Origin of the sequence: Vibrio pacinii DSM 19139, from assembly GCF_000711795.1 — a bacterium.
Lineage (GTDB): Bacteria > Pseudomonadota > Gammaproteobacteria > Enterobacterales > Vibrionaceae > Vibrio > Vibrio pacinii.
In genome coordinates, this window is sequence record NZ_JONH01000016.1 from 1 (window position 1) to 26,026 (window position 26,026).

Below are 26,026 nucleotides of genomic sequence, written 5' to 3' on the forward strand. Positions count from 1 at the left end.
GTTCGCCTGAGCCGCTTAATGTGCCAATGGTAGCTAACCAGTGTTGGTCGATTGACTTTATGAGTGACAGCTTACAGTGCGGACGTCGATTTAGAACCTTCAACGTAGTAGATGACTTCAATCGTGAAGCACTCGCTATCGAAGTGGATTTAAGCCTCCCTGCGCAACGAGTGGTTCGAGTGCTTGAACGAATCATTGCATGGCGAGGTTATCCAGAAAAGTTGCGAATGGATAATGGCCCAGAGTTCATCTCTGTAACGCTGGCGACTTGGGCTGAGGAGCATGATATCAAGCTGGAATTTATCCAACCAGGCAAACCGACTCAGAACTCCTATGTCGAACGATTTAACCGTACGTATCGCACAGAGATCCTCGATATGTATGTGTTCAGAACCTTGAATGACGTGCGTGAGCTAACAGAAAACTGGATACGAGAATACAACGAAGAACGTCCCCATGATGCCCTCAACGATCTGACACCATGGGAATATTTAATGAAGAATGAACAAGCCGAAACCTCTAATTATGGGCGCAACTAATTAGGGGAGGTTTACATCCTTACCTCACAAACGATAAGATACTCCCTTACGTTTGTCCTAGACAACATAGAGAGCTAACTGTGGCTCCTACTTTTCAGAACACTTGAATCCAACTTTACTGAGCAATAGACGGACAAATTCTAAGCACTCAACTGCTTAACAACTTAAGCCCACAAACAGAAGAAACGTAAGCGTCCTTTGGGTAGTATTAGAACATTAGGTTCCACCTTAGCCCACGGTACACAATTGCACTATAACACTTCAATTTGAGGCAATTTCAGAGGTTGAACTTTCCAGTTTCAAAAGGGTATAAATCTGATATCTCTTTTCCTCGGCCACCAATGAAACTAATGGCACTACAACTTGCTTTTTGGACGAGCAGAGAGTAACACTTTCAACAGTTTAATTTCTATACCTTAGTATCGTACTTATTACTTGAATCAGGCTTTTACCAGAACTCCACTGAGTCAAGTTACTACTAGTGAACGATTACGACAAACATTCCTATAAAATAACTTATTTAAGTACTCAAGAAGTGCTCGTGATTCCATCATGCTGTCGCCCATTTAACGCGCTATTTTTCTCTTAATATACCGGCCGATGTCTCTTACAATTGAACGGTAGCTAGGGTTTTCGCTTTTCCATCTAAGCTCGGATAATTCTTCGTTCAAATGCTTAGCCCTTTCACTTAACGTCTTATTCTGGTTTAATAAAGAACTCTTTGATTCTTTTAATATATTGATATCACTAGTGAGACAATCACGTTTTGACTTAAGTTTAGTAGAAAACTCATTGATTAAACGTGATTTTTCTTTGTATTCAATGTATTTATCAAAAAATAATGAACGTTCACACAGAGCACTATCTAAAATATCACTTGGTTCTAAGTCAAAGTCAAAGTCAAAATTATGAGTACTATTCTTTGATATTAGATTGTATATATATGAATTTAACTTTATATGACATTCTGACAACCCTTGATTTGGCTGACTACTTTTCTGATGCTTAAGCTTTGGGTCAATAATGCTTGTTATCTGCTCATTCGAAGGCATGACAAACTCCTGTGAGTTCAACCTCAAAAACTGAGCAATTTTAGAGACTGTCTCTACAGGAGACAAGCTAAGCTGAGAATAAGATAGGAACAACACATCATGATTATTAATGTTGTTAAGAGCAAAAGCGCTATAACGATACCATAAATCCAATCCATAATTGATAGGCAATTTGTTTCGGTGATATAAGCTATTAGCTATTTCAATAGGTTCCCGGTGAATATAAATAATCAACGGTTTTTCATCAAGAGCGCTTTTCCAAATAGGGTACGTTAAGCAAACTCTAGGCTCCTTCATAACCCAGTTTGATTGCACTTTCTCTAGTCCCTGAATGACGGTAGACGCTTTGTTCACGTACTCATTGAATTCTAAGGGACTCAGTGCTGAAAAATTAAATTGACTAATACAGTCCCATTCACACTTCATTCCGTAGAGTATCTGGTCATTTACACTGCGAACATCTTTCCTTTCCCAGAAGCCCTTTTGGTTTTCCTTACCCGCACCAATACCATCATCACTTTCTCCAAAATAATAACCAAAACTCGTTAATAGATGAGTAAGTGCAGATGAACCTGAGCGATGCATGCCTATTACAATTATCGGTCTCATAAAAATCCTAATACTAAAATTAAAGGTTAGTAACTAAACCTTACTTTAAGGAGTATACATCAGTATCATAATATTATTTAATATGATCATATGATGAGGCATCTAGGACAAAGTGCTTACTAAAAAATTCCTTTAGCTTATTACCGTCATCACAATCAATATCGAAGACAAGAAAGTCACTTCTTCCGCTAAAGTACTTATGCATGTCATCAATAGTATCGAGCCACATGGTTCTCCATATTTCCTCTAACTCACTCGCACATACACCATGATACTCAGTTAGTATTCTAACTAATTTTCCTTTTGAATGTTTGTTTCTAGACCTAATCCAATCTTCGACATTCCTAACGTTTAGGATGAATAATGAATCTGGGTACTGATTATCCAAAAACTTGTAAAAATCCTTAGCATCTAAATTATGCTCTGGAAAAGTAATATCAGAAAAAACTTGAGCCTTTGAATACTTAACTGGAGAGTTAACTTCTTTATTAACAACTTCACCATTAGATAATAATTTCCTTCCTTTCTTTAGGTTAGCCCACATTGAGCCAGCCAGATTGTTATTATCCCAATGTACACTTGCAAGTCCATTTTTTAAAAATAAATAGTGTAAACTTCTAGTCGCAACCCTATTAAATCCAATGATAAATATTTTTTTTCTAAAGTTCCTAACCGATAACGTATTGTCAAATATCTCAGCATGATCAGATTTCTCAAGGTCCTCCAAACTATACAAATTGTCTTTATACCACTTATTATTTCGAAGCTTACTCTTGTTATTTTCTGTCGACACCATTCGGTAATGATAACAAACTAGGTGCCCAGAAATAATATCTTTCTCCCGAAGTGAATCGTAGTATGAATTAATTTCACTATGGGCGATGTTTATCGAATCTACAACTTTAACATCCCCTCGTGGGAGCGATGGATGATGATGATGTGATATTGAGTCAAATTTATCTGTTCTAAATATGCATTTTACTTCAATACTTTCGTACCTACATCGAAACTTATGAATATTATTGGGATGTTTTTTGTCATGATCCCACCTCCAAACATTTGACCTTAAAACGCTATCTGGATTAGAAACACGCCCACCTGATGACATCATAACCCATGGAATCTTAATACAATCGACGTGATTAAAGTTCTCTTTTAACTCTCTCACAATAGTATTGTGCTGATTTTTCTTAGGTACAACAAACTCATCAACGTCTAAATAAGCAATCCACTCAAACTTATTTTTGATCTTTTGATACAATCGATTAGCTTTATCATCTTCAATAATGTTTGAATCATAAATAACACTGACTTTATCATAATAATTCAAATCCTTATATATTGACTTGTCACGACTATTATCATCAATTATATATATGTAATCGACCCCCTCATCTAAGTAATACTGAACGAATTCTTTAATGAAAAATTCATCCTTGCACCTTGTAATAACTCCGAGAAACTTTTTCAAAGCTGACGCTCCATAATTACATTCAATCCCTAAAATTTTAACTTACACCAACAAAAATCATTAATACACCCCACTGAATTATGAAGCGTGAAGCTTATACACTAAATGCAAATAATCTAATCAACTGTTTAAATTTAAGAAACATAGATAACATCTTCTTTCCAAAAATAGGTCGTCGTGCACATCCGATGACATTATTGTCGTGTTGACGATATTTAATTAGTGGTTTATTAATAAATATCAACTCCCCAAACTTAAATGCCACTAATGCACACCACCAATCATGTATAACTATGCCGGAAAAACCGTGTCTTTCAATATCAGTACGTAATAAACTTACTAGCTCATTATTCAAACAAATAGTTGCCCCTTGAACATAATTAGAAAATAGGATTGACGATTTTGCTTTTTCATCAGGTCTAACGCCTAAAAACTCTAAATGTGTTTTTCCGATAGGTTTCAAACTCTTGTCGACAAGCAAGGAATCAGAAAAATACAACTGAGCTTTACATTTTGAATGAAGTTTAATGTACTTTTCATATGAAGAAACCTTGTGTCTTTCCCAAACATCATCCTGGTCTGAAAAAAAAACATATTCTGATGTTATATACTTCAAAGCGCTAAGGAAATTAGCAGATGGCCCAAAACCAGGTCCTTTGATGATGATCAACTCTATTTCACTGTATTCACGCATGAAACGCTCAGCAATTGAAATGGTATTGTCTGTAGAGCCATCATCAGACAAGACAACCTTTTGAGGCTGAATAGATTGCGTAACAATACTCGTCAATTGCTCCGATATATACTCGCCACCATTGTAACTACAAAGTATAACATCATAGTGAAAATCGGAACTAGCTATAACACTTGCTGTCAAAACGTTCTCGAACTTCGATTAGGTTAGGATTATTTTCCAATTGAAGACAATAATTTCGCATTTCTTGCTTTCCATATAAATCTCTTAGTTTCTCACCTGCTTTACTCATATGAATTATTCTCTCTTCCTCTTCAATGCTTTTGGATTTACTATGGAATATATATGTATTTGTAGCGACGACTAAATCAAAGCCCTCTTGATATGCCCTTAAGCAATAGTCATTTTCCTCTCCATAATATCGTTCAAAATTAACTTCGTCAAAATAGCCTATTCTGTCAATTACTGAAGATTTAATACCAATACAAAAGCCGTGTATAAGAGGGACAGCAGGATAAACGTCTGAAAATAGTTCTGACAACATGCCCATATCGGCTAATGTATATCCCTCAGGTAGAGAATTAATAGCGGTTTGCCCTTTTGTTCCCTTTGTCGATGGGACTGACTGTGATCCGGCAGCATTAGAGATTGGACCAACAATACCAATACAGTCCGAACCATATGCAACTGACACCATTTTCTTCAGCCAATTACTGGTAACTATCGTATCACTATTTAATACTATCCTAAAATCTGCATTACTTTCCTTGAGACCAATATTTGCTGACTTTGTGTAGCCTAGATTAACTTGATTATTGACCAAAATGACCTTTTCGTACTTTTTCTCTAGCAACGATAAGAACTCTAATGTATCTTGACCGGAACAATCATTAACGAATATAATGTTATTTACATCTTTATAAGAATGTTTTACTACTGATTCGAAACATAACTTAACATCATCAAGCGCATTATATACGCAGATTATAACGTCCGTTTTAGCTCTATTCTCTACCTTGAGGGTAGTTTCGACTTTCTTCGGCTCAGAGACCGAATAAAAATCAGATAAGATTTTAGGCGTTACCATGTGCTTTAGTTGCTTATGTGGAATAAGTTCAGTTTCGTCACAAGTTCTTACACATAAGCCATCATCTAATAGCAAGTCTACATCTAGTTGGGAATGATTAATTGCCGGTAGTATTGATAACTGGTCTCGTTTAGAACCTGTAACAATCTCCTTCCACCAAAAGTTATAGAATTCCATAACCTTATTGTTTTTGAGCTTAATAAAGTGCAAACCAGTTTCGTACATCCCTTGGTTTTCTTTAACCCCCATTTCTCGATATCGTAAAATTTGAGACCTAATAGCTTCGCTATTATCCTTATTCAGCTCTATACAAGCCTCAGCCTCTTTATAAAAACAGTCTCTATGTATATGTTTAATAAAACTTGCATCAGACTCTCCTAAACAAAATTTATCAAATTGGTCGTATACAAAGCTTTCAAAGCGAATATTTGCATCACACCATATAATTGCTTCATAGTTTGGAAACAATGAATTGAGATGGGTTTTTACATACCTAGCCATACGAGTTGGATCTGAGTGAAAATATGGAGATTTAACAATTTCCCACAAACCAAAAGTATTTTTAGCCTTATCAGAAAAACAAAAGTAGTCAAAATCATTTCTTATACTTAAGGGAAGCATAAGTTGGTCCGAAGTGCCATATAAAGCTGTGACCACCGCATATTTTCTTGGATTCTCAGGTTTTTTTTCGTAATGATTCAGCTTACTTATTACCTCATTATTAACAGGCCACTCTATAACATTAGAATCTCCACCCACAACATTATTTAACCTTACTCGCTCAGAACCGATAGCTTCTTTTGAATAGTGTTTTAATCTTTTCAACGAGCGAAGAGCTCGTTTCATTAGAGGAACCCGAATAATTAAGTTGGTAAGCCTAAGAATCAGTCTTATATCGGTCCTATTTGTTAATCTAATAAGTTCGTTGTACCTACCTTTTAACTTAGCATGATTTTTTTTTAACAATTCATATTCTGAAGCCAAAGCATCATGCTTCGTCTTGTATTGCTTAATAATTTCGCTTTCTTCTTGATTCAAAGTTTTTAGCCTCAATTAATAATAGAAACTGGTCTAACTAAATAACAAGTCAGACAAAAGTGTTAACAGTTAAGGGTTAACTCCCAATTGTCATTTTAGAAGTTTTAACAACCCCAATAATATACTGCATTAAAACATCACAATCGCAGATTTAAAACCAGATGTAAATGCGACCTATATCATACATTTCTCAGCAACTGATTCATTGGATAAGTTAAACTATTACGAAGTCTTTTATAAAACACTCCTAAAGGGTCATTTGAAACCCTAATCTTTGGCTTATCAATCAACAATGTTAAATCACGGGTGCAATACGCAACTGGAATATCATCACTAATATAACCTAGTGTTCCTTCAACACAAAAGCTATCTGTAGGCAAACAAATTAGGTTAGATTCAACTCGCAATGCAAAAAGATTTAATTTATGGCTACTGGAAACAATTAAATCAAACTGTCCTAAAAACACCAAAAGTAGTTTTGGGTTAAAAGTCTTGATATCCATATGTTCAATATCAAGACTTATGCATATATCTTTATCTTTACCACTTTGATACTCTTCCATGGATAGATATACTGGTTTTATATCTTTAGATTTAAATAGTTCAATAATTTCCTTCAGGAGACTTTCGTTATTTAAACCATCCAAACTAATCAAGCCTAATCTCTGCTTTGAATCAATTATCAAGTTTTTATCATACTCCAACGTACTAATGTATGCACTTGATATATCTGGAGCATTAATGGAACCTATACCAGAAAGATTCAAATACTTCTTAGCAAAATTATCCTTCACATGAACCAAGTCTACTTTTGACAGGCTATCTTTTAGTATTTCATGATCAACATTAAATGCCGACAGATTAAGTACTGCTACAGGTTTAATTTCTGAAACCAATGCTACTATAGAAAAAAATATCAAGCTATTTTGGGAGTTATTACTGAAATGTTGACTAGAAGATATAACAAAAAAATCACTATCTAATTCATCAATCTTATTAAAGATCTCTCTATTCTGTCTTATCTTTTCTTTTAAGCAGAGCCATTTTTGATACACTGAAGATAACTCATCATCCAAACATTCTGAAAACTTATTCCTTTTGTTAATCCAATATGCTTTATTTGGCTCTGAATAATTTTCTGAAAATTGTTCAAAGCTTACATTAGCTATGCACGAAACTTTATTTCCCATTAGCATCGATAGCGATTTTCTGATGTTGTAGCTATTCAAATCAAGAGAGCAATCATTAATTAATGTATATTTTTTGCTTCCTTCTACAACATCATCATATCTTAGTGAAGGAATACCATTAACTTTTTGGTGGTGAGATTCACTTCTAGATTTATAAATACTCAGAGCTTCATCAACAGAGGTAAAATCTACAATCTTACCATGTTCAAAGACTATTGCCTTATTACAGATTTCACGAATTACTTTATTAGAATGCGATGCCAATAACAAAATGTTAGAACTTGCAACAAAGTCTTCCGCCATTTCACTAGTTTTATTAATAAAATTAGCATCACCAGTTCCAATCATTTCATCTAAAAGTAATATATCAGCATCGATTTTTACAGAAACAGCAAATGCAAGACGTGCAACCATACCTGAAGAGTATGATTTCATGGGTAAATGAAGAAAGTCACCTAAATCTGAAAGTAAAGCGATTTCTTCCCGCTTCTTCAACACTTCGTGCCTTGGAACACCTAAGTACAATGCGCGTAATACTATATTTTCATAACCTGTCAACTCCATATCCATACCAAATTTTAGGTTGAATAAAGGTGCAACCTTTCCGGTTATATTTACTGTTCCTGAAGTTGGTTTATAAATTCCAGCCAACGTTTTTAGTAACGTTGATTTACCAGCTCCATTGTGGCCAATGATTCCGACTCGATCACCAGATTGGATTTCCAAACAAATATCATCGATTGCTCGTAAGTATGGCATCCCATCTTTTTCAAAGATTCTTCCGCCAACACTAGTATCCGATTTTTTATTTATATTAATTTTATTTCTAATCGGATAATCTAGAGTTAGATTTTTTACAATTATACTTGACATATTCACACCATGAACGAAATTTTATCTCTATATTTGTTGTACACAAAATAGGCCAAAACAATACCAAATATCGAAATAATAGAAGTGACTGCATAGGAATTTCCATTAATTTCGTGACCAATTAGCGGGGAGCGTATTACATCAAGATAGTAAAAGAGCGGATTGTAAACAATAATTTCTCCTTTTGCTCCAGCCATCTCTGGAGTCCAAAGAACAGGAGTTATAAAAAACACTAACCTCATGAAGTTTGCGGTCAGTTCAGATAAGTCTTTCAAGTGTAAAGTAGCGATTCCAAGCACAATGCTAATCCAAAAACCATTTATCGAGACTATTATAATGCCTATTATAGTTTGAAAAAATCGTGAATCCGCAATTTGGCCATAATATGTAAGAACAATTATAACGGGCATAAAACTAAGAATGAGAGAAATACTGTTCCGCAGTAAATATTTGTAGATATAAGAAAAATAACTTAAAGGTACCTCTTTGATTTGGGATGCATTTGCATAAAATAACTTTCCACCTTCTATTATTAACTGAGATGTAAACGACCATACAACCAGTCCTGTTATTACATACGGTATATAGTCACCTCGTGGCTGTTGCAATATTATCGAGTATACTAAACCTAATGTAAGTCCAACTATGGTGGCACTCAATGGTCTCCAAAAAATACCCAGATATGTTCCGCTATAGCTTCTTTTCAACTCTACCCATGCGAGAGTCATCCAAAACTCTCGCTCTGATATGGACTGTTGAAAATCTATTGTGAATTTAGATTTCAAAATAATATTCTTATAGTGTTAGGTAGTTTCTTTCTGATGGATACATACTTTTCACATCAAAAACTGGAGCATTAGTGTCTAAAAGCAAAGCTTCAATGAACTCACTATCCATATTTTTAAAATGATCATGTGCTACTGCTACGATAGCTGATGTCCATTTCTTACTCTCGATACTATCGATCAAATCAATTCCGTATTCTTCTTTCACTTCTTTCTTGTTAGCAACAGGATCGTATACATCAACACTTATATTCAAAGACTCAAGAGATTTTTTTATATCCACAACTCGTGTATTTCTTATATCTGGACAGTTTTCCTTAAATGTTATACCCATTATCAATACGCTTGAGTTTACGAGACTAATGTTTGCTCTAATCAACTCTCTTGTTAGCTTTTCTACTATGAAGCTACCCATTCCATCATTAATCTTTCTTCCAGAGAGTAAAACATCTGGATGGTATCCAAAAGCTTGAGCTTTATGCGTTAGATAATATGGGTCTACACTAATACAATGACCGCCAACCAAACCGGGAAATAACTTCACGAAGTTCCATTTCGTACTTGCCGCCTCTATTACCTCTTTTGTATTTATATTTAATTTATCAAAAATAATTGCCAACTCATTAAAAAATGCGATATTCAAATCACGCTGTGAATTCTCTATTACTTTCGCAGCTTCAGCTACTTTTATTGAGCTAGCTCTATATGTCCCTGCTGATATAATGCTAAGATATAAATTATCAACGAAGTCTAATGTTTTGCTATCAGAACCAGAAACTATTTTCTTTATTTTAGTCAGTGTATTGATTTTGTCTCCCGGGTTAATTCTCTCTGGGCTATATCCAACAAAGAAACCCTCATTATATTTAAGTCTTGACCTAGATTCTAATAGTGGAACACAGGTTTCTTCCGTCGCCCCTGGATATACAGTAGACTCATATATTACCACATCCCCTTCTGATAAAACTGAACCCACGGTCTTTGACGCACTTATTAGAGGATTCAAATTTGGCGTATTAAATTCATCAATAGGCGTTGGGACTGTAACAATATATACATTACAACAAGACAGTTCGCTAGGGTCACTAGTGTAAGTCAGATTTGAAGAGCCCTTCAAAATCTCACTTTCCACCTCTAAAGTACTATCGTGATGATTTATAAGCTCTTCAACTCGATTTTTATTTATATCAAACCCAATAACTTCGTTATTTTTTGCAAACTCAACTGCCAACGGCAATCCAACATAGCCTAAACCAATCACACAAATCTTATTGTTCATCTACTTACTACCAATTTATTAAGAATCTATACATCTAAAATCGAAATTCCATTTATATCTTTATTAGATAAAAACGGTTCACCATCTAATGGCCAATTTATACCTAACTCACTATCATCCCATCTAATTGAAACTTCAGCTTCTGGATGATAATAATCGGTACATTTATAAACAAATTCAGCTTCTTCGCTTGTTACGTAAAAACCATGAGCAAAACCTTCAGGAACCCATAGTTGACGCTTGTTCTCAGCAGAAAGACAAACTCCTACCCAGTGGCCAAAAGTTGGTGAGTCTTTGCGGATATCCACCGCTACATCGAAAACTTCGCCAGAGACAACACGCACAAGTTTTCCCTGTGTATTTTCTGTCTGATAGTGCAGTCCACGTAAAATGCCTTTCTTCGATTTAGAATGATTATCCTGTACGAACACCGTTGGCTTACCTGTTACAAGTTCTTCAAACTTTCTCTGTTGCCAAGTTTCCATAAAGAAGCCACGCTCATCACCAAACACTGTAGGTTCAATGATCTTTACATCAGGAATCTTAGTATCCATGACTTTCATATTATTTATACGCCTGAATATTTGTTAATGCTAGTTGCCAATCACTTGGTTGAACTCCAAACTGGGCTTCTATCCTTCTACAGTCCATACGTGAATTAGCAGGACGCTTCGCTGGTGTTGGGTACGCTGATGTTGGAATTGCTGAAATCGTTGGTTTTTTTTCTAAAACACCGTGCTCTTCAGCAACATCAAAAATACGCTCTGCAAAGTCAAACCAGCTTGCGTAGGGCATACCAGAGAAATGGTAAACACCCCACTCAGGAGCGCCTTCTTTCTCGATGTATTCAATCATAGTGATCAATGCGCTTGCAATGTCACCGGCATACGTGGGTCCACCGATTTGATCGCCGACAATACTAAGTACGTCGCGATCTTGGCCTAGTCTCAACATGGTTTTGACAAAATTATTGCCGTGCTCACCGAATACCCAAGCTGTGCGCAAGATAAGGTGCTCATCACACGATTGTGCAACTACTTGCTCACCAGCCAGTTTGCTTTTCCCGTACACACCCTGCGGTCCAACTGGATTACTCTCTTGATATGGCATGTGACCTAAGCCATCAAAGACATAGTCTGTTGAGATATGCAGCATGACAGCACCACAACTTTCAGCCGCTTCTGCAAGGTACTTAGGACCATCTCTGTTAATCGCAAAAGAAAGGTCAACTTCTTCTTCTGCTTTGTCCACCGCCGTATGTGCTGCCGCATTGATTATGTAGTTCGGTTCGAATTCGACAACCATCGTATAGACTGCCGCTTGATCGGTGATATCCAACTTATCTTTGTCTACAGCTAAAATGTCCGCTTTACCGCGGAGTTGGTTAACTAAACAATGGCCGACTTGGCCATTGCAACCTGTAATCAGTACCTTCATTTTGTGTCCTACAGTGGATTAATCAATGACATCAAGTAACGACCGTATTCGTTTTTCAACATAGGCGTTGCTAGTCGTTCAATCTCTTGGTTGGTTAACCATCCCTGTCGCCACGCGATTTCTTCCAGACACGCCACTTTCAACCCTTGAACATGTTCGATGGTTTGAACAAATGATGACGCCTCATGCAAACTTTCATGGGTGCCCGTGTCAAGCCAAGCAAATCCACGGCCAAGTAACTCAACATTTAACGAGCCATCGTTCAGGTACATTTCATTGATAGAAGTAATTTCAAATTCACCACGCTGAGACGGCTCTACCTGTTTAGCAAACTCAATTACGCGGTTATCGTAAAAATACAAGCCTGTCACCGCGTAATTCGATTTTGGCTTAGCTGGTTTTTCTTCAATCGAGACTGCTTTCATATTGTCATCAAATTCCACCACACCAAAACGCTCTGGATCTTTAACTTGATAACCGAATACCGTTGCACCACCCTCTCTTGAAGCAGCACTTTTTAATGTTTGACTGAACGATTGACCATAGAAAATATTGTCACCCAGTACTAGGCAGACACTGTCTTTGCCGATAAAGTCTTCACCAATAATAAACGCTTGCGCTAGACCATCTGGGCTTGGTTGAATGGCATATTCCAAGTTAATACCAAAATCAGAGCCATCGCCTAATAAGCGCTTAAAACCAGCGTTGTCTTCAGGAGTGGTGATGATAAGAATATCTTTGATGCCGGCTAGCATCAGCGTTGAAATAGGGTAAAACACCATCGGCTTATCGTAGATAGGCAGTAATTGCTTTGATACACCACGAGTTAATGGATATAGACGAGTTCCAGAGCCACCCGCAAGAACAATCCCTTTCATTATTGTGTCCCACCCGTTGTAGTTTCAACACCTAAGCGCTCACGTTGGTAACTACCATCCTGAACATTTTGACACCATTGCTGATTGTCTAAATACCATTGAACCGTCTTCCTAAGGCCAGTTTCGAAGGTCTCCACTGGAGTCCAGCCAAGCTCTGTTTGCATTTTGCTTGAATCAATCGCGTAGCGGCGATCATGTCCTGGTCTATCTTGAACGTAAGTGATTTGTTCAGCGTATGCGGCCTCTTTCGGGACTAACGTGTCCAAAATGGAACAAATGGTTTGTACCACTTCTAAGTTTTGCTTTTCATTGTGGCCGCCAATGTTGTATGTCTCGCCAACTTTACCTTCGGTTACTACTTTGTACAGTGCACGAGCATGATCTTCAACGAATAGCCAATCACGGATTTGATCACCTTTGCCATAAATCGGCAGTTCTTTATCTTCTAACGCATTTAGAATAACGAGAGGGATTAATTTTTCTGGGAAGTGGTAAGGTCCGTAGTTGTTAGAGCAGTTGGTCACTATCGTCGGAAGGCCGTAGGTTCGTAGCCATGCGCGAACAAGATGATCACTAGATGCTTTTGAGGCTGAATATGGGCTTGATGGCGCATAAGGTGTCGTTTCTAAAAACATTGGCAGATCTGTACCCACGTCAACTTCATCAGGATGGGGCAGATCACCGTACACTTCGTCAGTGGAGATATGGTGGAAGCGGAACACCTCTTTGGCTGACTCATCGAGTTTATTCCAATAATCGCGCGTTGCTTCTAAAAGGGTATAAGTACCGACAATATTCGTTTCGATAAATGCCGCAGGTCCTGTAATTGAACGATCTACATGAGATTCTGCCGCAAGATGCATCACTGCATCGGGGTTATGCGCAGCAAATACGCGTTCTAACCCAGTTTTGTCGCAGATATTGACTTGTTCAAACGCATATCGGTCACTATTTTCAACAGAGCTTAAAGACTCCAGGTTACCCGCATAGGTCAAGCAATCAACATTTACAACACTGCCCATTGTATTTTCGATAATATGTCTCACAACTGCTGAGCCAATGAAACCAGCGCCGCCTGTAACAAGAATTTTCATGTATATCTAATCCCTACTTTTTAATAACTGCTAATTATAAGTATTTATCTGTTAAATGCACTCAATTGCTTTACAGTCCCATTCAGGGAACTGCTGACGGATAAATGCGTTGAGTGCTTTTTCTGACTCAGTGTAAACTCGCCCCTCAGACTTTCCTTTTTTATCAACAATCGCACTCACCATGCCAGCACCAACCGTTACGTTACTAAAGCGGTCAATGACAATAAATGCCCCCGTTTGAGGCAGCGCTTGGTACTCATCTAACGCGACATTGTCGGTAAGCTTGATGTTGGTTAATGCTATTTCATTAAGAGCTAAGCTTTCGCCATTTTCTGCGTGCTGCGTTAGCGTGTTCACGTCAACTTTATGCGCAACATTGATCACTTTGCCAGTACAGCTCTTTGTCGCGAACTTGAACAGATACTCTTTATGGGTCAGCATGGGCTGCTCATCCATCCATACTAAGTGCGCTTCGAACTGATTGGTCACTTTAGGCTCGTGACCGGTGTGAACAATCATATCTCCACGAGAAATATCTATTTCATCTTCCAACGTTATTGTGATGGCCTGCCCTGGTTGAGCAGTCTGCAGTTCACCGTCATGAGTGAATACAGATTTTACTTTTGAGGTTTTGCCTGACGGTAGTGCCGTCACATCATCACCAACCTGAATTTGCCCTGATGCCAGCGTGCCACAGAATCCACGAAAATCTAAGTTAGGGCGGTTAACATATTGCACTGGAAAGCGCATATGCTTCAGGTCTTTGTCTTTATCAACTTTGACAGTTTCAAGCAGCTTCATCAGTGTTGCACCAGGATACCAATCCATCTTCTCACTGGGGGTAACAACGTTATCGCCTTTTAGCGCCGAGATTGGTACAAAGCGGATGTCGTCAATATTGAAGTTTTTCGCCATTTCACGGTAGTCCGCTTTGATCTGCTGGTAAACGTCCTGGCTATATTCCATTAGATCCATCTTGTTAATCGCAACAATAATGTGTTTAATTCCTAGCAGTGAACAAATGTAGCTATGGCGACGTGTTTGGGTTTGAATACCTCGGCGGGCATCGACTATCACAATCGCAAGATCGCAGGTCGAAGCGCCTGTCACCATATTGCGAGTGTACTGCTCATGCCCTGGAGTATCAGCAATAATGAACTTGCGTTTATCTGTCGAGAAATAGCGGTAAGCAACATCAATGGTAATACCTTGCTCACGTTCAGATTGCAGACCATCAACCAGCAGAGCTAAATCAAATGCTTCATCTGTGCTATTGAACTTCTGAGAGTCCTTTTCAATAGCCGCCATCTGATCTTCGTAAATCAGTTTTGAATCGTAAAGTAAGCGTCCGATAAGAGTAGATTTACCATCATCAACATTACCACAGGTTATAAAACGCAATAGATCCTTGTTTTCATGCACTTTTAGATATGCTTCGATATCTTTAGCTATCAGCTCTGAAGAGTGTGACATGTCCTAATCCTACTTCTTATAAAATTGATTTAAAGTCAGAACGAAGTTTTCCACTTCAGACTTTGGTAACTGGTTTATACCCGCAGCAGCCTTTCTGCCTCCACCTGTTGCAAATTGACTGCATACGTCATCGGCGCCAGTTCTGTTTTCTAAAGGCGCTCTTACGCTTACGGTATAATCTTCACCACTTGCGTTAAGCGTTAACACTGCATGAGCTTTACTTGGTGACTGGTTAGCTAACTGATTGCCAAATACCCCGCTGATACGCCTTGCCCAAGCTTCACATGGCAATATATAGACTTCAGCTTCCGATGTAGAAAGTTTCGCCTGCAACCTTGTTAAATGATCGGCGTCACTTTCATAACCTTGTTTAAGCACATAGTACGGTGATTTAGCATCTGCCTGTAATTCAAAGGGAGACTCATACTGCATCAACTGAGTAAAGAGCACAGCAGGTGCTATATGCAGATCAGATAAACCCGCACCATAGCCATTGTAATTAATTAAAACACCCAACTGTTTTAAAAACTCTGTCTGTTCTTGTGTTAACCCACACTCAGTAGCTAAATATTCAGCTTGAGTGATGAGATTATCACCAAACGCGCCCGCAATCGCCCAATGCGCATAACTGCCACCGATATGTTTATTGATAAGTAAACTGGTACAAATTTGCGCGTCCAAGTTGATCAGTGCCGTAAAGTTATCGGCTTGCGGCACTTCTCCAGTACGGTGATGATCACAATAAAAAACCGGGATATCTTTGTCTAGCAGCTGGTGAAGCGCGCTTAGGTTTTTCTCCATCGAAAGATCTAAAACCGTTACACCACTCACATCAGGCTCGGCAACCACTTGCTGCACTAGCTTGATATCTCGCTTCACACCAGTTATTAAAGTTGAACTTTTAGGATCAAATTTGCGCAGTTGAACTAAAGATAAGATGCCATCAGCATCTCCATTGAACACATCGTAATGCATAATTAGATATACTCGCGTTCGATAAGTTGATTAATAATTTTCTGAGCACAAGCTTCAATCGATACACCTGCTGTTTGCACATGTATTTCAGCATTACTTGGCGCTTCATAGTCAGAGTCAATCCCCGTAAAGTGTTTAATCTCACCTGCGCGAGCTTTTTTGTATAATCCTTTTGGGTCGCGCTGCTCACATACATCTAACGGCGTATCGATAAACACTTCTAAGAACTGCTCATCGCTCAATAAGGCTCTAACTTGCTCTCGATCTGCAATAAAAGGGGAGATAAACGCAGTTAACACAATAGCACCGGAATCAACAAACAATTTGGCGACTTCACCAATACGGCGGATATTCTCAACACGATCCTCATCGCTAAAACCTAGGTCTTTGTTGAGTCCGTGGCGCACATTGTCACCATCAAGCAGATAACTGTGTTTACCTAGCACAAGCAATTTTTTTTCCACCGCATTGGCAACGGTCGATTTACCCGAACCACTTAAGCCAGTAAACCAAAGCACTACCGGTTTTTGTTGTTTTAGCTGGGTACGCTCTTGCGAAGAGACACTCGTATTATGCCAGACAATATCGTCGCTCACTGAATGATGCTGTTTATTTGTATACGGGTTCATAAATCTACTTTCAAAAACGATTAAAAAGGAAAAAAGAATGGTATTGCGATTAATGCGACCACGCTATAGGTAAACGAGACTTTCCAACCCACTTTAATAAAGTCTTTAAAGTGGTAACCGCCCGCATTCATTACCATCAGATTGGTTTGATACCCATACGGGCTTAAGAAGCACGCGCTTGCTGCGTAGGCGACGGCCATAATAAAAGGTAGTGTAGAAACCTGATAAGCATCAGCCAATGCTAGTCCTATCGGTAACATAATCGCCGCGGCAGCGGTATTGGTGATAATTTCTGTCAGTAATACCGTCACCAAAAATAAGCATATCAACGCCACATAGGGCTGTTGATCGCCTAATAAGCTGTATAGTCCTTGTGTAATCCACTCAGCCAAACCAGACGAAGTAAACGCATAAGCAATAGAAAGTGCGCAGACCAATACGGACCATAGTTCAAACGGGAAACGACGGCGAATGGTTGTACCGTCAATTACGCCAACTCCGAGCATTAACAAAATGTAAGCACACATCGATTCGAGTAGGGATAACGACGTCGTCGCTGAAACGACAACCGCACCGAGAAAACCGAATATAGTCAGTAAATTTTGACAGGATGAAAGCGTATGATTGAGCTCAATACCACTGATAATAAAAAAGTTTCGAGTTAAGTTTTGCCGCTTATTGAAGTCCTCGCCAATCGCCAACATTAACTTATCGCCCGAGTGAATCACTTGCTCGCCGAGCTTGCCAGACAGGCGATGTCCCTCCCGACTAATGGCGACCACCGCAGCATCAAAGCGTGAGCGAAAGTCCGTTGCTTTAAGCGTTTTACCAATCAAAACCGATTCGGGGCTTACAATGACCTCGGTAAGGTTGGAGGAGAGAAGTTGACTCTCATCAGCGAAAATCTCGACTCCATCGAGTAAATGTATCTGCTTAACGTTTTCTACATCTCCGGTGAAAACCAGCTTATCATTGGCTTGAATACGAGTATCAGGCGTAACAGGAGAGATGAGCTGATCGCCTCTGACGATCTCGGCCAAAAACAGGCCATCGAGTGAACGCAGTTTATTTTCTCTCACCGTATTACCCACCAGCCGGCTATCTGGTTTCACTTCCGCATCGATGAAGTAGGGGGCATTTTGAGTGTTAAGCTCATCCCTACGTGTCAATTTTCGAGCGCTAATAAATATCACACCACCGACTACGACAACCAAAGATAAACCAACCGGTAAGAAACTAAAGAAATCTAACTCGGTTTGACCATACTCAACCAGCAATGCGTTAACGACCAAATTGGTCGCAGTCCCTATCAAGGTTAAGGTGCCGCCCAAAATAGCAAAATAGGACAGAGGGATAAGTAGAGTCGATGGTGGGTGATCTTGGTTACGCTGCACGCCGCCCATTAATGTCGCAACAACCGCAGTATTGTTAAGAAAGGCCGAGCTCACGGCACTCGATATACCTAGCCTGAAAAGTGTTTTTCCATAACTATCATCGAATATTTTACTCGATAGCCATGGCAACAAGTAGCTTCTCTCTAAAGCGAGAGAAGCTATCATTAGACACACTAAGGTCAGCACTGAGCTATTAGTGATATTACCAATTAAGCGACTTTGTTCTATTTGACCACAAACATATAAAACAACAGTCGCGACAATAAACAAGTACACAGCTCGATACTTTGAGAATATCAAGTTAATGAGTAAAGCAACAATGACAAGTGCAGTAATAAGCATAGCGTGAATAGGTTAGAAATAACCTTCGCGCTTCTTCTTCTCCATTGACCCTGAGCTATCATGATCGATAGCGCGTCCTTGGCGCTCTGATGTAGTGGTTAGTAGCATCTCTTGAATAATCTCCGGCAACGTAGTGGCTTCTGATTCCACAGCACCTGTCAACGGATAGCAACCTAAAGTGCGGAAGCGAACCATTTTCTCTTCAATGATTTCTCCATCTTTGAGCTCCATTCGCTCATCGTCAACCATGATCAGCATACCGTCACGTTCTACAACCGGGCGCTTCTTCGCTAAGTAAAGGCTAGGGATTTCAATGCTCTCTAGATAGATGTATTGCCAAATATCGAGCTCTGTCCAGTTAGACAATGGAAATACACGAATGCTCTCACCTTTATTGACTTTACCGTTATAAATATTCCACAACTCTGGACGTTGGCTTTTAGGATCCCATCTATGGTGCTCATCGCGGAACGAATATACACGCTCCTTAGCGCGTGATTTTTCTTCATCACGTCTTGCACCACCAAATGCCGCATCAAAACCATGTTTATCTAATGCTTGCTTTAAACCCTGAGTTTTCATGATATCTGTATGTTTTGAGCTACCATGTACAAATGGGCTAATGTTCATTTTCAGCCCTTCAGGGTTTTGGTGAACAATTAACTTCATGCCAATCTTTTTTGCCATGTAGTCGCGGAACTGAATCATTTCCTTAAATTTCCATGTTGTATCAACATGCATCAAAGGAAACGGAGGTACACCTGGTGCAAACGCTTTTTTCGCAAGGTGTAGCATCACTGAAGAATCTTTACCAACAGAATAAAGCATCACTGGGTTATCAAACTCAGCGGCCACTTCGCGCATAATATGGATAGACTCAGCTTCTAGCTGTTTAAGGTGGGTCATACGCTCTGGCGTGATCGTCATAATGCTCTTTCTTCCTTAATTCGTCAGCCCAAAAATATTTTTTGAACACTGCTTTTGTTCAAATTAAGCCACATCACACAAGTACTCAACTCAATAATGGACGCTCTCATCTTGATGGCGCAATAGTACTACATTGAACATACAGAATCGACAGCTGCTAGAACTCAAAAATCTAATGCCTGTCATCATTTAGTAACATAGAGTATTCACATATGACCTATACGACTCAAAACTATTGCATGATATACTGGAATCAATTTCATTATTCACTGGGACCTACTTATGATCATCGTAACAGGCGGCGCTGGCATGATTGGCAGCAACATCGTAAAAGAACTTAACCAACAAGGTATTAGTGATATCTTAGTTGTTGATAATCTTAAAAACGGTAAGAAATTTCAAAACCTTGTTGATCTTGATATCGCTGATTACATGGATCGTGATGATTTTCTGACACAAATCATGGCTGGCGATGACTTTGGCCCTATTGACGCTGTATTCCACGAAGGCGCTTGCTCGGCGACGACTGAGTGGGATGGCAAATATATGATGCTCAATAACTATGAGTATTCAAAAGAGCTTCTACATTACTGCCTAGAACGTGAAATTCCGTTTCTTTATGCGTCCTCTGCTGCAACATATGGTGAAACAGATACCTTTGTTGAAGAAAAAGAGTACGAAGGCGCACTCAACGTATACGGTTACTCAAAACAGCAGTTCGATAATTACGTTCGCAGACTCTGGCAAGACGCTGAAGAGCATGGCGAGAAGCTGTCTCAAATCACTGGATTTCGTTACTTCAATGTTTACGGCCCTCGTGAACAACATAAAGGCTCTATGGCATCAGTCGCTTTCCACCTCAATAACCAAATGAATGCAGGTGAAAACCCTAAACTATTTGAAGGTAGTGAACACTTCAAACGTGACTTTGTCTATGTCGGTGATGTTGCAGCAGTCAACCTGTGGTTTTTACAAAACAGCGTGTCTGGCATTTTCAACCTTGGTACCGGTAACGCCGAATCTTTTGAAGAAGTAGCCAAAGCAGTGATCGCTTATCATGCTAAGGGTGAAGTGGCGACGATTCCTTTCCCAGAACACTTAAAAGGCGCCTACCAAGAGTACACGCAAGCGGATTTGACTAAGCTTCGAGCAGCAGGTTGTGATCATCAGTTTAAAACGGTTGCACAAGGTGTGGCTGAATATATGGCCATTATTAATAACTAGAATTAAAGCTTAAATAACCAGAGCGATGCGACAGCGTCGCTCTCTAAGTGAGCTGCCGATAAGTATCATAAATGTCATCAAAATCCCAACGTACTGAAACAACCATTATAGCCTTGCTATTCCTATCATTATTTGTGTCAAAGTCTTTTATTTATATCGGCCTGATTCTACTCATCATAACCCAAGCTTTAATTCTTTATAAAAAAAGGCCATTGGCTACATTGCCTCTCCCTCAACCTATAACTAGGATTAGCATCACTTTATTCAGCGTTGGTGTAATATCAAGCTTATTGTTTACATCATCCTTAAGCGACTTCTTTACTTTTTTTAGAAAGGGGGCAATCTTCCTGCTCTTGCCTTTACTTTATTACCAACTCAAGCGTAATAATAACGCCCAATACGCAAGCTACGCTCTATTGGTTAGCCTCGTTATCGCTCTAAGTTATGCAGCGATGAAAATTGCTGCTATTGGTATGGATTCTTGGCACGGTCAAAGAATTGATAGCTTTTGGGATATTGGTCGATGGAGTGAGCTGCTCGCGTACTCCATCGCGATGACCATTCCACTTATAGTCGAAAAATCCGATAACTTGAAACAAAAGATGCTGCTGTTCATTTTTTTAGTAATGAGTTGCACCTTTTTACTTCTCTCTGGCAGTCGAGGACCATTATTAGCTTTGATGGTAAGTTGCTCACTTTACTTTATCTACCGTAGACCTACTGGCTTTTTTATCCTCGCTTTCACTATTTCGGTTTGCAGCTATATTGCCAAAGACTTACCGCAAGTCAGTGTGGTGGGAGAACGTATTGCCAGCATTTTCGATCTTAGTAGCAATGATTCAAATAATGCTAGGTTAGCGATGTGGGAACAAGGTCTACACTACAGCTATTACTTACTCACTCACGCCCCACACACCTTCTTATTTGGTACAGGTATTGATCAGTTTGAGGTCAACTTTACACACTTTTTGCAAGAAAGTTCCAATATAAGTCAAATCATTAAACATACCAACCATCAGTTCTCGTTCAAGGATTTACATAACACCTATCTAGATCTATCTGTTAAGCTCGGCTTCTTATACGCAATGATATTTGTATTGCTGCTATTCTCATTGTTTGTCGCATTCTATCGCGAACTTGAAACAGGGTCTGTCTGGGCATACAGTGGTGTATGCTTAATGATAACTTATGTTATCAACTCGTTGTTCTATACTAGTGGACTTGAGTACCAAACCACGATATTTTTCTTAATGCTTGCGTTATGCCATACTCTGCTAATTCAAGATTTAGCTAAAAGACAAAATCGATGTTCGAAGCCAGCGTCATAGTTTCTTACTACAACAACATTCATGCTCTTACCTGCATTATCAAAGCGTTAGAAAACCAGCAAGAGAACTTCGAGGTTATTATTGCAGATGATGGTTCTAGGCAAGAAATCGTCGAACAGGTCAATGCACTTATTGATAAATCCTCATTATCTATTAAGCATATTTGGCAAAAAGATAATGGTTTTCGTAAAACCCGAATTCTCAATAAGGCAGTAAAACAGGCTACAAGCCCATATTTTATTTTTATTGATGGCGACTGTATCCCTCAAAAACACTTTGTTTACGACCATTTAGCAAACAAAGCTCACGGTGTGATTCTTAACGGTCGTCGCGTCGACATGGCCGCAGAATACAAAGTTAACTTATACAACAGCGCTAAACCTGAGTGTTTTTTTTCGCAGCATTCGCTAGGGATTTTGGTGAAATACCTTTTCGGGAAAGGAAAGAATATCGAGAAAGGAATTCGTATTACCAATGAATCTATACTTAAGTTTCTCAACCGAAAGCCTAAAGGTATTGTCGGCTGTAACTTCTCACTGCATAAAGAAGACTTTATAGCAGTTAATGGGTTTGATAACCGCTACGATGTACCATGTGTTGGTGAAGATACTGATATTGAATACCGACTTGTTAATACAGGAAAACAGATAAAGAACGTTTTTCATCAAGCGGTTGTTCTCCACATCCTTCATCCAGAGTTACCTCGCTTAGAACGTGCGACACAACTTTTTGAAGAAACACAAACTAACCAACAGTTCATCGCTCTTGATGGCTATCATCAAGCCCAAGACGTAGACTAAGTTTTCAATTCGAGATTCTAGCTAATGAATATTTTGATGGCACTCTCCCAACTAGAGGTTACTGGCGCAGAGGTGTACGCAACCACAGTGGGTAATCAGCTCACTCAAAAAGGCCATACCGTTCACTACGTCTCTGACACACTGACCAAACCATTTATTGGCCAGTTTTTTAAGCTACGTTTTAACAAACGTAGTATTCCACGCCGTTTTTGGCACGTCGCTTATTTGGTTTATTTAATAAAAAAACATAAAATTCAGTTAGTTCATGCACACTCTCGCGCTTCAAGCTGGAGTTGTCACGTAGCCTGTAAAATCACCGGCACACCAATGGTGACAACAGTACATGGCCGTCAACCAGTACACCGCTCGCGTAAAGCGTTTCATGCAATGGGCGATAAAGCGCTGCCAGTTTGTGAAGCAATAGAACAACAACTGATTGATGAACTCAACATTCCAAAATCTCAACTGATAGTGAGCCGAAACGGCATAGAGACCGATGCATTCTTTCCGGCCGAACGCCCAAACAACACAAAGCCAATTATTACAATTGTGGGCCGTCTAACAGGTCCAAAAGGGGATTTATGCTATCGCTTGTTAGATGAGAGTCTAGATCTCGATAAATATGATGTCCGTGTTTTAACGGGTTCGGCGATGGAAGCGAGGTTTGAGAAGTTCACTGATCAAGTCAAATTTCCCGGCTATACCGATAATGTCGCCGAAGTGTTGCATCGTTCTAATCTTGTTATTGGCGCTGGCAGAGTCGCAATAGAGTCTCTATTGTGTGGCAGACCAACACTGGCCATTGGCGAAGCTATTTCAATCGGCATTGTCGATGAAAATAACATCTCGCATGCGATGGCGACAAACTTCGGCGATATAGGCCCTAACATCCTCGACGTCGACTTTAGGTCTATTGCGCAAGAAGTCGAAAAAGGGTTGAGTCACTCGTCATGCTCACCAGCCGTAACAGACACCATTCGACAGAACTATGACCTCAGCAATATTGTTTCTCAGGTCGAAACAATTTATCAAGATGTGGTGATTACTAAACTGCGCAAAGAAATGCCCGTCTTGATGTACCACCGTTTTATCAACAACGAATCGCAAAAAGGCACTCGCGGCCCATATATCGATATCAATATGTTTGAAAAGCACTTACAACTGCTTAAACGAATGGGATTTGAAAGCCTCACTTTTGAGGACTTAGCCGCGAAAGGAACGATTGAAAGATTAAGATCTGGCAAACGCTATTTTATGCTAACGGTGGATGATGGCTTCGTCGATAACTATGAGCTAATGCTACCTCTGTTAAAGAAGTATGATTTTAAAGCGGTTGTCTACGTAGTGACTGGCGAGAGCTACAACCGTTGGGATGTCGAAGCGAGTGAGAACCCAGATAAGCCATTCCCTCTCATGTCCGCTAAGCAAATTAAAGCGATGGCACGGTCTGGCTACATTGAGATTGGTGGTCACACTCTGACCCATCCGTTTTTGAGTAAGCTTTCATATCAAGAGCAAAAGCGTGAGATTAAGCAAAATAAGAAAGCTTTGGAATCCATTATTGGTAAGAAGCTAACTTCATTTGCTTACCCCTATGGTGATCTAGACGATAACTCTAAAACCATCGTACGCGAACTCAACTTCGACTTTGCCGTGGCGACCAATAGTGGCCCACTGGCCTTCCATCAAGATCCATATCAAATACGCCGTATTGCTATTTTTCCAAAAACTTCGGTGCTAGGGTTATGGCGAAAAGTGCGGGGTGATTATGTTTTTCGTAAAGCAAAATAACCACCGGGTACATTTTGGTCAAAGCAGATTTGACTATGTTACAATCTTAAATACTTTATAGTTAGAACATTTTACGCCATGAAAATCCTTGTTATTGGCCCATCTTGGGTGGGTGATATGGTGATGTCACAAAGTTTGTACATCACACTTAAAAAAATTCACCCTAATGCTCAAATTGATGTATTAGCACCTGCTTGGTGCAAGCCGATACTTGAGCGGATGCCACAAGTAACCAACTCGATTGAAATGCCATTAGGTCATGGTAGCTTTAACCTTTTGGAACGCTGGCGTATTGGCCGCTCGCTTAAACAGAATGGTTATGATCACGCCTATATTTTGCCAAATTCAGCAAAATCTGCATTGATACCTCTATTTGCTGGGATAAAGAAACGTACTGGCTGGAAAGGCGAATTTCGCTTTGGTTTATTGAATGACTTGAGAAACAATAAGCGCATCTTTCAATATATGGTCGAGCGCTATGTTGCCCTCGCCTATCCTGCTCAATCGATGAAAGATGATGTCTCTATCAAATCAAGCTGTCCATTTCCACATCTAACTAGTGACACCAATAACTTAAATAAAAGCCTCATTGACTTAGGACTAACGACTAATATGCGTACTTTTGGTCTTTGCCCTGGCGCAGAATTTGGCCCAGCAAAACGTTGGCCAGAAGACAAATACGCTCAAGTTGCTAAGCATATTATTGAACATGGTGGGCAAGTATGGATGTTTGGTTCCCAGAAAGATCGCTCAGTAACCGAGATTATTAAGCAGCGATTACCAGAGACGCTAAGGGACAAATGTTATAACCTTGCAGGTGAAACAACACTAAACCAAGCAGTAGATCTACTTTCTGCTTGTAGTACCGTGGTTTCCAACGACTCTGGCCTAATGCATGTTGCCGCATCTGTTGGTTGCCATGTAATAGCAGTGTATGGTTCAAGTTCACCGGACTATACTCCACCATTAACTGACAAACTCGACATAGTTCATACTGACATTGAATGCAGACCATGTTTTAAGCGTACTTGCCCTCTGGTACATCAAGATTGTTTAAACAAACTGGACTCACAAAGAGTTATCGAACGCCTAAACCTTACTTTACCTAACGGCTAAA

At 39.3% G+C, this 26,026-nt stretch carries 22 protein-coding genes; 6 read left to right on the forward strand and 16 right to left on the reverse strand.

Annotated features, from left to right (window positions below):
* Positions 1 to 539: IS3 family transposase (locus BS19_RS11190; protein ID WP_038175362.1), on the forward strand; the 539-nt coding region annotated here is incomplete at its 5' end.
* Between the two features lie 566 nt (positions 540 to 1,105).
* Here the strand turns inward: BS19_RS11190 and BS19_RS11195 are convergent.
* The 16 genes from BS19_RS11195 to cysD all read right to left on the reverse strand — a co-directional run bounded on the left by BS19_RS11195 (position 1,106) and on the right by cysD (position 19,766).
* A complete protein-coding gene (locus BS19_RS11195) occupies positions 1,106 to 2,200 on the reverse strand; it encodes a sulfotransferase family protein (RefSeq protein ID WP_038175363.1) in 1,095 nt (364 codons plus the stop codon).
* A gap of 73 nt (positions 2,201 to 2,273) precedes the next feature.
* Positions 2,274 to 3,671: a glycosyltransferase family 2 protein gene (locus BS19_RS11200; protein WP_038175365.1), complete on the reverse strand. Its 1,398-nt coding sequence runs from the start codon at positions 3,669 to 3,671 to the stop codon at positions 2,274 to 2,276.
* 94 nt (positions 3,672 to 3,765) lie between these two features.
* Positions 3,766 to 4,548: a glycosyltransferase family 2 protein gene (locus BS19_RS11205; protein WP_051686529.1), complete on the reverse strand. Its 783-nt coding sequence runs from the start codon at positions 4,546 to 4,548 to the stop codon at positions 3,766 to 3,768.
* Complete coding sequence (locus BS19_RS11210) at positions 4,526 to 6,490, reverse strand: glycosyltransferase (protein ID WP_038175366.1); 1,965 nt, start codon at positions 6,488 to 6,490, stop codon at positions 4,526 to 4,528. The genes BS19_RS11205 and BS19_RS11210 overlap by 23 nt, the downstream gene beginning before the upstream one ends.
* A 179-nt stretch (positions 6,491 to 6,669) precedes the next feature.
* Positions 6,670 to 8,553, reverse strand: a complete 1,884-nt coding sequence (locus BS19_RS19805; protein ID WP_084185980.1) for an ABC transporter ATP-binding protein — start codon at positions 8,551 to 8,553, stop codon at positions 6,670 to 6,672.
* A gap of 2 nt (positions 8,554 to 8,555) precedes the next feature.
* Complete coding sequence (locus tag BS19_RS11220) at positions 8,556 to 9,281, reverse strand: ABC transporter permease (RefSeq protein ID WP_157631169.1); 726 nt, start codon at positions 9,279 to 9,281, stop codon at positions 8,556 to 8,558.
* A 67-nt stretch (positions 9,282 to 9,348) separates the two neighbouring features.
* Positions 9,349 to 10,617, reverse strand: a complete 1,269-nt coding sequence (locus BS19_RS11225; protein ID WP_038175369.1) for a nucleotide sugar dehydrogenase — start codon at positions 10,615 to 10,617, stop codon at positions 9,349 to 9,351.
* Between the two features lie 26 nt (positions 10,618 to 10,643).
* Positions 10,644 to 11,180 carry a dTDP-4-dehydrorhamnose 3,5-epimerase gene (gene rfbC / locus BS19_RS11230; RefSeq protein WP_038175370.1) on the reverse strand — a complete coding sequence of 179 codons (537 nt, stop codon included), beginning with the start codon at positions 11,178 to 11,180 and terminating at the stop codon, positions 10,644 to 10,646.
* 1 nt (position 11,181) lies between these two features.
* Positions 11,182 to 12,054: a dTDP-4-dehydrorhamnose reductase gene (gene rfbD / locus BS19_RS11235; protein ID WP_038175372.1), complete on the reverse strand. Its 873-nt coding sequence runs from the start codon at positions 12,052 to 12,054 to the stop codon at positions 11,182 to 11,184.
* 8 nt (positions 12,055 to 12,062) lie between these two features.
* Positions 12,063 to 12,932, reverse strand: coding sequence for a glucose-1-phosphate thymidylyltransferase RfbA (rfbA, locus tag BS19_RS11240; protein ID WP_038175373.1), 870 nt, complete (start codon positions 12,930 to 12,932; stop codon positions 12,063 to 12,065).
* Positions 12,932 to 14,026 carry a dTDP-glucose 4,6-dehydratase gene (rfbB, locus tag BS19_RS11245; RefSeq protein WP_038175374.1) on the reverse strand — a complete coding sequence of 365 codons (1,095 nt, stop codon included), beginning with the start codon at positions 14,024 to 14,026 and terminating at the stop codon, positions 12,932 to 12,934. Before rfbB ends, rfbA begins: the two co-directional genes overlap by 1 nt.
* Positions 14,027 to 14,077: 51 nt before the next feature.
* Complete coding sequence (gene cysN / locus BS19_RS11250) at positions 14,078 to 15,499, reverse strand: sulfate adenylyltransferase subunit CysN (protein ID WP_038175375.1); 1,422 nt, start codon at positions 15,497 to 15,499, stop codon at positions 14,078 to 14,080.
* 9 nt (positions 15,500 to 15,508) lie between these two features.
* Positions 15,509 to 16,474 carry a hypothetical protein gene (locus BS19_RS11255; protein WP_038175377.1) on the reverse strand — a complete coding sequence of 322 codons (966 nt, stop codon included), beginning with the start codon at positions 16,472 to 16,474 and terminating at the stop codon, positions 15,509 to 15,511.
* A gap of 2 nt (positions 16,475 to 16,476) precedes the next feature.
* Positions 16,477 to 17,103 (reverse strand): adenylyl-sulfate kinase, encoded by a 627-nt coding sequence (gene cysC / locus BS19_RS11260; RefSeq protein WP_038175378.1) that lies wholly within the window; start codon positions 17,101 to 17,103, stop codon positions 16,477 to 16,479.
* A gap of 20 nt (positions 17,104 to 17,123) precedes the next feature.
* Positions 17,124 to 18,839: an SLC13 family permease gene (locus BS19_RS11265; RefSeq protein ID WP_038175381.1), complete on the reverse strand. Its 1,716-nt coding sequence runs from the start codon at positions 18,837 to 18,839 to the stop codon at positions 17,124 to 17,126.
* Positions 18,840 to 18,851: 12 nt separating this feature from the next.
* Positions 18,852 to 19,766 (reverse strand): sulfate adenylyltransferase subunit CysD, encoded by a 915-nt coding sequence (gene cysD / locus BS19_RS11270; RefSeq protein WP_038175382.1) that lies wholly within the window; start codon positions 19,764 to 19,766, stop codon positions 18,852 to 18,854.
* 282 nt (positions 19,767 to 20,048) lie between these two features.
* Here cysD and rfaD point away from each other — a divergent pair, with 282 nt between their 5' ends.
* From rfaD to waaF, 5 genes are all read left to right on the forward strand, one after another.
* Positions 20,049 to 20,990, forward strand: a complete 942-nt coding sequence (rfaD, locus tag BS19_RS11275) for an ADP-glyceromanno-heptose 6-epimerase (RefSeq protein ID WP_038175384.1) — start codon at positions 20,049 to 20,051, stop codon at positions 20,988 to 20,990.
* 452 nt (positions 20,991 to 21,442) lie between these two features.
* Positions 21,443 to 22,318 carry an O-antigen ligase family protein gene (locus BS19_RS11280; protein WP_169739015.1) on the forward strand — a complete coding sequence of 292 codons (876 nt, stop codon included), beginning with the start codon at positions 21,443 to 21,445 and terminating at the stop codon, positions 22,316 to 22,318.
* The gene (locus BS19_RS11285; RefSeq protein WP_038175387.1) at positions 22,297 to 23,118 is read left to right on the forward strand and encodes a glycosyltransferase; all 822 of its coding nucleotides are present in this window, start codon (positions 22,297 to 22,299) and stop codon (positions 23,116 to 23,118) included. Before BS19_RS11280 ends, BS19_RS11285 begins: the two co-directional genes overlap by 22 nt.
* 24 nt (positions 23,119 to 23,142) lie before the next feature.
* Complete coding sequence (locus BS19_RS11290) at positions 23,143 to 24,909, forward strand: bifunctional glycosyltransferase family 4 protein/polysaccharide deacetylase (protein WP_038175389.1); 1,767 nt, start codon at positions 23,143 to 23,145, stop codon at positions 24,907 to 24,909.
* Positions 24,910 to 24,987: 78 nt separating this feature from the next.
* Complete coding sequence (gene waaF / locus BS19_RS11295; protein WP_038175390.1) at positions 24,988 to 26,025, forward strand: lipopolysaccharide heptosyltransferase II; 1,038 nt, start codon at positions 24,988 to 24,990, stop codon at positions 26,023 to 26,025.
* The last annotated feature ends 1 nt before the right edge of the window (position 26,026 follow it).